The following is a 9780-nucleotide window of genomic DNA, read 5'->3' as shown; positions in this document are numbered from 1 at the left end:
GTATGCAGTATGCAGTATGCAGTATGCAGTATGCAGTATGCAGTATGCAGTATGCAGTATGCAGTATGCAGTATGCAAAAATAAATTTTTTACTTTGAAACTTATAATCTTATGAAAAAAATAATAACTACTTTAAAAGCTCCTGCTCCTATTGGACCATATAACCAAGCAATATTAAGCGGAAATACTTTATATACTTCTGGGCAAATTGCAATTAACCCTGATAATGGCGAATTAGTTTTAGCATCCATAAAAGAAGAAACAAAGCAAGTAATGGAAAATTTAAAAGAAGTTTTAGCAGCTGCTGAAATGACTTTTGAAAACGTAATTAAAACATCCATATTTATTTCTGATATGAATAATTTTGGTGAAATAAATGCTGTTTATGGAACTTATTTTAATGAAAAAACTGCACCTGCAAGAGAAACTGTAGAAGTTGCAAACCTACCTAAATTTGTAAATGTAGAAATTAGTGCAATTGCAGTTAAATAGTATTCAGTATTCAGTATTCAGTATTCAGTATTCAGTATTCAGTATTCAGTATTCAAAACTAAAAATAACTTTTGCAATGTTTGCCTTTCCCCCTAAAAAAGTATAAGCTTTTCGATTTTTTCAACCTTTTCAAACTCTGGAAAATTTGAAACTTTTAAACTTTTAAACTTTTAAAAATTAAAAAAAAAACCTGATAGAAAATAATTCTATCAGGTTTTTATTTATGTAAAAAAACTACTTTATACTATAAAGAAGCAGCATATTCAATTAAATCAACAATTTTAGTTGAGTAACCAATTTCGTTATCATACCAAGAAACAACTTTTACAAAGTTATCATTTAATGCGATACCTGCATTTGCGTCAAAGATAGAAGTACGAGTATCTCCAACAAAATCTTGAGATACTACTAAATCTTCAGTATAACCTAAAACACCTTTCATTGGACCACTTTCTGAAGCTGATTTCATTGCTGCACAAATTTCTGCATAAGTAGCTGGCTTATCTAACTTTACAGTTAAATCTACCACAGAAACATCCATAGTAGGTATTCTAAATGCCATACCTGTTAATTTTCCGTTTAAAGCAGGAATTACTTTTCCTACTGCTTTTGCAGCTCCTGTAGAAGAAGGTATTACGTTACCAATAGCAGAACGTCCACCTCTCCAGTCTTTCATAGAAGGACCATCAACTGTTTTTTGGGTAGCTGTTGCAGCATGCACTGTAGTCATTAACCCTTCTGAAATACCCCAGTTATCATTTAATACTTTAGCAATAGGAGACAAACAGTTTGTAGTACAAGATGCATTAGAAAATATCTTTTGATCTGCTTTTAATTCTGTGTTATTTACACCCATTACAAACATTGGTGTATGATCTTTAGAAGGTGCAGATAAAACTACTTTTTTAGCTCCAGCTTCTAAGTGTTTCCCTGCAGTTTCTTCTGTTAAGAAAAAACCTGTAGATTCTATTACGTAATCTGCATCTACTTCATTCCATTTTAAGTTTGCTGGGTCTCTTTCTGCAGTAATTCTAATTGCATTACCATTAACAATTAATTTTCCATCTTTAACATCAACAGTACCCTCAAATTTACCATGAACTGAATCGTATTTTAACATGTATGCTAAATAATCAACATCTAATAAATCATTAATTGCTACTACTTGTACGTTTGGTCTATTTACTGTAGATCTGAATGCTAATCTTCCAATTCTTCCAAAACCGTTAATTCCTATTTTAATCATCTTATTATAAACTTTAATTTATTTACTTATTAATTTATTTTATGTTGTCATAATATCAGAAACTCTTAAAAGTTCTTGATTTATTGAATGTCCGCCTTTTATAGCTTCTGCTATACTTGTACTAATTACTTCGTTGTTTTTTAAACCTACCATTAAGTTTGTTTTACCATCTAACAACAATTCTACAGATTTAACACCTAGTCTACTTGCTAAAACTCTATCAAAACAAGATGGTGAACCTCCTCTTTGCATGTGGCCTAAAACACTAACTCTAACATCATATTCTGGAAGATTTTCTTCTACATACGCTGCTAGTTCATATACGTTTTTACCAGACTTATCTCCTTCTGCAACAACAACAATACTAGAAGACTTACCTGTTCTTCTGCTTTTCTTAAGAGATTCTAGCATTCTATCTAACCCTAAGTTTTCTTCAGGAATTAAAATTTCTTCTGCTCCAGCTCCAACTCCTGCATTTAATGCTATAAAACCAGCATCTCTACCCATAACTTCTACAAAAAACAATCTATTATGAGAAGATGCAGTATCTCTAATTTTATCAATAGCTTCAACTGCTGTGTTTAAGGCAGTATCATACCCCAAAGTATGTGTAGTACCAAAGATATCATTATCTATGGTTCCAGGAATACCAATCACTGGAAATTTATATTCTTCATTAAATATAACTGCTCCTGTAAAAGATCCATCTCCACCAATTACAACCATGGCTTCAATTTCTTGTTCTTTTAAGTTTTCAAAAGCTTTTGCTCTTCCTTCTTTTGTTCTAAATTCTGTAGATCTTGCAGACTTTAAAATTGTACCACCTTTGTTAATAATATTATTAACACTTCTTGCAGTTAATTCTATAAAATCAGCATCAATTAGGCCTTCATAACCTCTATATATTCCTACGCAACTAACTCTATAATAAGCACATGCTCTAACTACAGACCTTATTGCTGCATTCATTCCAGGAGAATCTCCCCCAGAAGTCATGACTGCTATTTTTTTAATTTTCTTCATATTTATGACGTAAAAATACTGCTTTAATGTGATTTAAAATAATAAAATTACGAAATCGTTTTAGGCTATTTTTAGTGATTTTTAGTATAAAAATTGGGCGTTTAAATTACATAAATTAGTTCTTCAATCTTTAATTTTACAAGGCTAAAAATAATAAAACATCAAAATTATTTGTCTGTAATTAATTCCCTTCAAAATTAATTAAGCTATTTTTAAGGGTATCTTTTTTTACAGTTTCAATTAATTTTCTAGGTTTCAGTTTTTTACCTCTAATTTTTTTTAACAACCCTGAAAGGGTGCTAAAATTAACTTGATAAGAAAGTCCAACTCCTTGTGTATATCCCTCTTCTTCTGTAGAATATTGAATTTCATTTTGTCTATTAAAAACAGTACCTCTAAAATTACCTTCTTTATTTAATAGTAACTCAACTTTTACTTCACCAACAACACTAGCTTGTGTTTGAGCACCTACAGGCACTCCTACTTTTCCATTAATAATTATTCTGTTACTTAATTGTGTGCTTACAGAAACATCAACCTGATTATCTGTATTTAAATTTTCTATTTCATTCCCAAAATTTCCTTGCTGATAATCTAAACCTAGTTGAAATTTTCCATTAGGATTATTTAGTAAACTAGAAAATGCGGCTGCAAATGCACTTGATGCTGTATTAGAAATAGTTTGTCCTGCGTTAAAATCTACTCTATCTGGGTTTGTAAAATTTCCTAAAGCTAATAAAGATATAAACTGTGTTGTTTTTTCATTTACATTATTATCATTCAAAATAAATTCTAACTCACTTGCAATTGTAGGGTCTACATTTGTTAATTGAATGTCTAATTCTTGAGTAGAGCTAAATAGGCCTCCTGTTATTTTGGTCACCAAATCTACTTCAATTTTTCTATTAGAATTAAAATTATTTAACAAAACAGCAGGATTTGCTTTTGCCTTGTAAATTGCAATTACATCTAAATTTGCTTCATAAGGATTTCCGTTCCAAGAAACGGTTCCTCCTTTTTGAATAAGAAATGGTTTGTTTACAATACCTCCATATTTAAAATCATAAACTCCACTATTTATGGCATAATCTCCATACATTTCAAACTTACCACGTGTATTAATTCTAATATCTAAATTTCCTGTTCCATTACCTTTTAATTGGCTTCCACTTTCCTCATCAATTACTACTTGTGCAGTTGCATCTTTAGTAACTTCTAGATTCATATTTAAAGACAAACCTTTAATTGACTCTAAAGCAATTTGCTGCTGTTTTTCATCAACTGCTATTTCACCTGATTTAAAATGAACTAATTTATAACTATTAACAGTTTCTAGGTCTTTTAAAGGAACAACAAAGGTGGTTCCATTCATAGTTTTTGCATTAATGTCTATAGTTAATTGATCTGTTAGGCCTGTAATATTTGCAGTACCATCTATAAATGCAGTACCAAAGTACAAAGCATCATCATTATTTTCTGTATCTAAAACTAAAAAATCATTTCCTTCTATGTCAATATTTAAAATCCATTTTTCGAAATTTAAATGCGTTATATCCCCTTTAAGTTTTCCTTTACTTTTATGTTTGCTATCAGTAAGCTTAATGTTTTCAAAAATAAAAGATTGCTCTTGCAAAGAAATAAATGATTCTCCTTCAAAATTATAATCTACATTTAGGTAAGGAAATTTTAAACCTGCATTTTTAAGTGAAAGTGCCCCCTCCATTTCAGGGTTTCTTAAAAAACCTTTTAAAGAAAAACCTCCACTTGCTGTTCCTCTTAAAGAGGATAAAACATCTTTACCAAGTGGGCTAAAAGCATTTAAACCAAACTCTTGTAAATCTACATCTAAATCTATTAAAGGTCTTTTTTCTGAAAAATCTAAAGAACCTGTTGCATTGATACTTTTTACATTTTTATTTTTTAAAGATATATCTACATTATAATTTTCGTAAGAATTATTCCCTTTTATATTTAATAATAAATTACCTTGAATTAAATTATTTACCTCAAAATGCTCTATAGAAACCTTTGCTTCTGGACTATAAACTCCCGCTTTTTGCACAAAATTTAAATTACCAGATAACTTGCCTTTTAAAGCTAAACTATCTATTGTTGGCAAAAAACTTTGCAATTTTACTTTTTCTAAATCTGCTAAAAATACTTTTTCAGTATCTCCTTTTATACTACCAGAAAAAGCTACTTTTTGCTCTCCAGATATCAATTTAAATTGACTAAAATTAAAGTCATTTTCATCTAACTTAAAAGTAACTTTATTTTCATTTAATTGATCGGGAATAATATTCCAAACATTTTCTTTAAAGGTAAAGGATGATTTTTCAAAACCTACTACAGATTTTCCTTCTGGATTAAAAGTATAGAAAAAATCGAGATTAAAATCTTTATCCTTTTTAACTCCTCCTTTAAATATCGATTTAAAATATAAAGTATCATTTTGATTTAAACTCAGTAAGTTTAATTTTGAAACATTATAATGTTTTGTTTTAACTTCTGATGCTGTTAAGTGAGAATTATAAAGCGGATTTTGATTGTCTGTTCTTAATAATATATGTTTTATTTCGTTTCCATAAGCATCAATTTTAGGGGATGAAATAGTAAGTCTTAATTGATTTTTATCTGCTTTTATTTTTCCTTTAATCTTGGTTTTATCATCAATAGAAATCTCTGGAAAAAACACAGTTACTATTTGATTATAGATTGTAAAATTAAAATCTAAAAACTGGTGTGGTGCTACTTTAAAAGGTTTATAATTTGTATAAATACTACCCAATGCATTCTGGGCAACTGGCAACAATTCTGAAAAAGTAAAATTACCAGAAAGGTAACCATTGGCAATATCTTTAGAATATACTTCAATTCTTTTAATGCTATCTTTTAAAGAAGATGAAACATTAAATTCTTTAAAATTGAATTCTTTTTTCTGATTTGTATATAGAATATTCTTAAAAGTGGCTTTTCCTGTAATGTCATCAAAAGTATTGCCCTCTAAATCTAACTCAATATTTCCTTTTAAGACAGCAATACTATCTCTTGTAAAAAGGTTTGTTTCTTTTAAGTTTAAATATTTGATATCAGTTTTAAAATCGAAGTTGTTTACATCAGAAGACAAATCTGCCAAACCATTAAAGTCCATTTTAAAATTATCATCATCAATTTTTAACTCTCCATCAAACTTATTGTTTTGATATTGTCCATTTACATCAATAGAATGATACTCATAATTTTTAAAATTAAGTTCAGAAATTACACCAATAAAAGATGTGTTGATGTTTTGTAAAGTAAAACCACTTCCTTTCACATTTCCTTTTAAAGAAACCTCTTCAAATAAAGGGTTATTAAACAAGTGCCCAACATTAAAGTTATTTAATAGTATTTTTCCATTATAAGCTGCATAATCTATATTATTTATATTTGAAATTTGTAAATCAGTTATAATTCCACCAATTTCTGATTTTAGATCTACATCAGCAATAATTTTGTTTGGAGTTACATTTACTTTCCCAGCAATTGTAAACTCTCCAAACTTTTTAAACTCACTGGGTAATGTTTTTCCTAATACATTTGGCAAAACATTTTTTAACTCTAGGTATTTAGTGGTTAAATTTTTTAAATCTCCTTTAAAGACAAATCCTCTTTCAAAGTTTACTGCATTTACAAAATCTAAATCTCCAATTATTTTTATACCATGTTTTGATGTTAAAAAAAGTTCATCCAAAGAAAAGTTATTTAATTTTCCATTAAAATCGCCAGAAAGTGTTATTACATCATCCCCATTTAACTCATGGTAATATTTTTTTAAATCGGGTATAGAAATATCGCTTTTATAAAAGGTTGCATTTATATTAACTTTATCGTTAAAGGATGCTAAATCTTCTTTTTTATAGTTGAAATTTATATTCGCCTTAATTGCTGATTTTTTGGTTTTTAATGTTGTATTATTAAAAAGCATTGCTGTTTTAGAATACAAAAAATCTGTAGTTAAACTGGTTACCTCTAAACCTTTATTATCTATAAAATACAGACCTCTTATTTTTGATGAAAAATTAGGTCCAGCAATCATCATATTCTGTAAACTTCCTCCAATATTTTTTGCAGAAAATGAGAGTGGAGTGCTGTTATTATCGTTCGATATTTTATAATGTAAATCATTAAGATACACATTAGATGATTTTAATGTAAATGGGGTTGCTAAAGAATCTTTTTGAGAACCATCACTAAAACTATCAATAAAAACCCCCATATTACCATTGGTTTCTCCTTTATATGTTTTCATATAAACATGGGCTCCATTAATATAAATAGCACCTAAATTAACATTATTTTCTAAAACCTTTTTAACGTTTAAAATGGAAGTGCTTAACTTTTTTACAAAAATTAAAGTATCTTGATGATGATCTTTAATTTCAACACCTTTTAACTCTACGTTTCCTAGAAAAGATAAATCAATCTTTTCTATAGAAATATTGGTATTAAAATCTTGATTAAGTTTTTGAGTAGTGTACTTGGCTAATTTTGTTTGAATTGTTGGTATAGATAATAAAACACTAATCAATAGTAAAAAGAGTACAACATACCCCGACCATTTCAGTACTATTTTTACAACTCTTTTGATAACCTTTTTCTATTTAAAATGAAAGCAACAATATAACTCATAAAGCAAAAACATTGCCACTTACTACAAAGAACGTGCAAATTTAACAAAGAATTAAATTTCTATTCTTAAAAAAAGGCGACAACATAAAATTATTCTTAGTTTTGCTCTAAATTATCAATTTTAATGGAAAAACAGGTTTACATATTGGGTATAGAATCTTCTTGTGATGACACAAGTGCATCTGTAACTTGCAACGCAAAAGTGTTAAGTAATGTAGTTGCAAACCAAGAAATACATGCAAAATATGGAGGTGTTGTGCCTGAATTAGCTTCTAGGGCTCATCAACAAAATATTGTACCTGTTGTTCAACAAGCTATAGCCCAAGCAAATATTAGCAAAGAACAGTTGTGTGCAATTGCATTTACAAGAGGACCAGGTTTAATGGGCTCATTATTGGTAGGTACTTCTTTTGCAAAGTCTTTGGCTTTGGGTTTAAAAGTACCTTTAATAGATGTAAATCACATGCAAGCTCATATTTTATCACATTTTATTGAAGAAAAGACTCACAAAACACCACCTTTTCCTTTTATCTGTTTAACAATTAGTGGTGGACATACACAAATTGTTAAAGTAACGAATCATTTTAAAATGGAAGTTTTAGGAGAAACTATTGATGATGCTGTTGGTGAAGCTTTTGATAAATCTGCTAAAATACTAGGGCTTCCTTATCCTGGAGGGCCTTTAATAGATAAATATGCTCAATTAGGCAATCCAAAAGCGTTTGCTTTTACAAAACCAAAAGTGGGCGATTTAGATTTTAGTTTTAGTGGTTTAAAAACAGGAATTTTATATTTTATTCAAAAACAAATAAAAATAAACCCCAATTTTATTAAAGAAAACCTCAATGATATTTGTGCTTCTATTCAATATACCATTGTAGAAATTTTAATGGATAAATTAAAAAATGCTGTAAAGCAAACTGGTATTAAACAAATTGCTATTGCTGGGGGAGTTTCTGCCAATTCAGAAATAAGAAATCGGTTACATTTAGCTGAGAAACATTTTGGTTGGACAACCTATATTCCTAAATTTGAATACACAACAGATAATGCTGCAATGATTGCCATTACTGGTTATTTAAAATTTTTAACCAACAATTATTCTGATGTTTCTATAACAGCAAAAGCTCGTTTAAAAGTTACAGAAAACTCTTAAAAAATTACTCTAGTACTATTTTTACTGATAATTTTAATTATTTAGTACGTCTAAATACAATATATTTGTAATTAAATTAAGATTTAAAAAAAATGAAAAAATTAAGTTTTGTGCTTTTTACAATGTTAGTAGTTATTAGCTCTTGCACTAAAGAACACCCCAAAGAATATTTATCTTTATCTGGTAAACTAGAAAATAATAAAGACTCTATAGTAACAATTTATGGAAGAACTGGTTTAATTAAACAGATTTCTATAAAAGAAGATGGTTCTTTTAAAGATACTTTAAAAGTAGCGAAAGCTGATATTTATACTTTTCAAGTGAATAGCACTAAAAGAATTCCGATTTTTTTAAAAAATGGTTTTGATATTTCTATTAAAGGGAATGCAGAAAACCCTATGACAAATTTTGAATATTCTGGGAAAGGAGCTGTTAACTCTGAATTTATTTTAGCTCAAATTAAAACAACTCAAAAAATAGGAAACCCTAATGATCTTTTTAAATTAGATGAAGGTCCTTTTAATACTAAAATAAGTTCTATAGAAAAAGAACAAGATAGTATTTTGTCTTCTTATAGTAATTTAGATAGTACATTGGTACAACAAGCAAACCAACAAAGCAAACAAATAATTAGTTACCTAAAAAACAACTATGCCTCAAATAAAAAATTTAAAAGGGGAAACCCATCTCCTAAATTTGAGGATTATGTAGCTATTAAAGGTGGAAAAAAATCTTTAGATTCTTTTAAAGGGAAATACGTTTATATAGATGTTTGGGCTACTTGGTGTGGACCTTGTGTACAACAAATTCCATTTTTATCAACCTTAGAAAAAGAATATCATAATAAAAACATTGAATTTGTTAGTATTTCTACTGATGAAGCTAGAAGAAGTGGTGGCTCTTGGGAAGCTGCAGAAAAAAAATGGAGAGATTTTGTAAAAGAGAAACAAATGAAAGGGGTTCAATTATGGGCTGGACAAGATATTAGCTTTCAACAAGCCTATCAAGTTTCTGGTATACCACGTTTTATTTTAATTGATCCTGCAGGAAATATTGTAGATGCAAATGCACCAAGACCTTCTGACCCAAATTTAAAAGAGTTGTTAAATTCTTTGAATTTATAAAAAACATTAAGTCATTAAAAAAGGCGAAATCTAAATATAGATTTCGCCTTTTTTGTATTATAAATGTT

The 9780-nt window shown here is 28.7% G+C and carries 6 protein-coding genes; 3 read left to right on the top strand and 3 right to left on the bottom strand.

What is annotated here, in order from left to right; translation table 11 throughout:
* Positions 1-111: 111 nt before the first annotated feature.
* On the top strand, positions 112-492 hold the full coding sequence (locus Q0731_RS11210; RefSeq protein WP_299064089.1) for a RidA family protein: 381 nt from the start codon (positions 112-114) through the stop codon (positions 490-492).
* 244 nt (positions 493-736) lie between these two features.
* Here Q0731_RS11210 and gap read toward each other — a convergent pair whose 3' ends face one another.
* The 3 genes from gap to Q0731_RS11195 form a co-directional block, all read right to left on the bottom strand.
* Complete coding sequence (gene gap, locus Q0731_RS11205; protein ID WP_299064086.1) at positions 737-1738, bottom strand: type I glyceraldehyde-3-phosphate dehydrogenase; 1002 nt, start codon at positions 1736-1738, stop codon at positions 737-739.
* Between the two features lie 39 nt (positions 1739-1777).
* The gene (gene pfkA / locus Q0731_RS11200; RefSeq protein ID WP_299064083.1) at positions 1778-2761 is read right to left on the bottom strand and encodes a 6-phosphofructokinase; all 984 of its coding nucleotides are present in this window, start codon (positions 2759-2761) and stop codon (positions 1778-1780) included.
* A 181-nt stretch (positions 2762-2942) separates the two neighbouring features.
* Positions 2943-7331 (bottom strand): translocation/assembly module TamB domain-containing protein, encoded by a 4389-nt coding sequence (locus Q0731_RS11195; RefSeq protein ID WP_299064081.1) that lies wholly within the window; start codon positions 7329-7331, stop codon positions 2943-2945.
* A gap of 225 nt (positions 7332-7556) precedes the next feature.
* Between Q0731_RS11195 and tsaD the strand changes: the two genes are divergently transcribed.
* Entirely contained in the window at positions 7557-8588 is a 1032-nt protein-coding gene (gene tsaD / locus Q0731_RS11190; RefSeq protein ID WP_299064078.1) for a tRNA (adenosine(37)-N6)-threonylcarbamoyltransferase complex transferase subunit TsaD, read from the top strand.
* Between the two features lie 92 nt (positions 8589-8680).
* Positions 8681-9712, top strand: a complete 1032-nt coding sequence (locus Q0731_RS11185) for a TlpA disulfide reductase family protein (protein ID WP_299064075.1) — start codon at positions 8681-8683, stop codon at positions 9710-9712.
* The last annotated feature ends 68 nt before the right edge of the window (positions 9713-9780 follow it).

The sequence above is a fragment of the uncultured Polaribacter sp. genome, from assembly GCF_947497695.1.
Taxonomy (GTDB): Bacteria; Bacteroidota; Bacteroidia; order Flavobacteriales; family Flavobacteriaceae; genus Polaribacter.
The sequence above is the reverse complement of the archived record's forward strand: the minus strand, read 5'-3'. Positions and strand labels throughout refer to the sequence as shown.

Excerpts from the sequence above, each read along its gene's own strand:
- tsaD (WP_299064078.1), top strand. The coding sequence starts at position 7,557 with ATGGAAAAACAGGTTTACATATTGGGTATAGAATCTTCTTGTGATGAC.
- Q0731_RS11185 (WP_299064075.1), top strand. The coding sequence starts at position 8,681 with ATGAAAAAATTAAGTTTTGTGCTTTTTACAATGTTAGTAGTTATTAGC.
- gap (WP_299064086.1), bottom strand. The coding sequence starts at position 1,738 with ATGATTAAAATAGGAATTAACGGTTTTGGAAGAATTGGAAGATTAGCA.
- pfkA (WP_299064083.1), bottom strand. The coding sequence starts at position 2,761 with ATGAAGAAAATTAAAAAAATAGCAGTCATGACTTCTGGGGGAGATTCT.
- Q0731_RS11210 (WP_299064089.1), top strand. The coding sequence starts at position 112 with ATGAAAAAAATAATAACTACTTTAAAAGCTCCTGCTCCTATTGGACCA.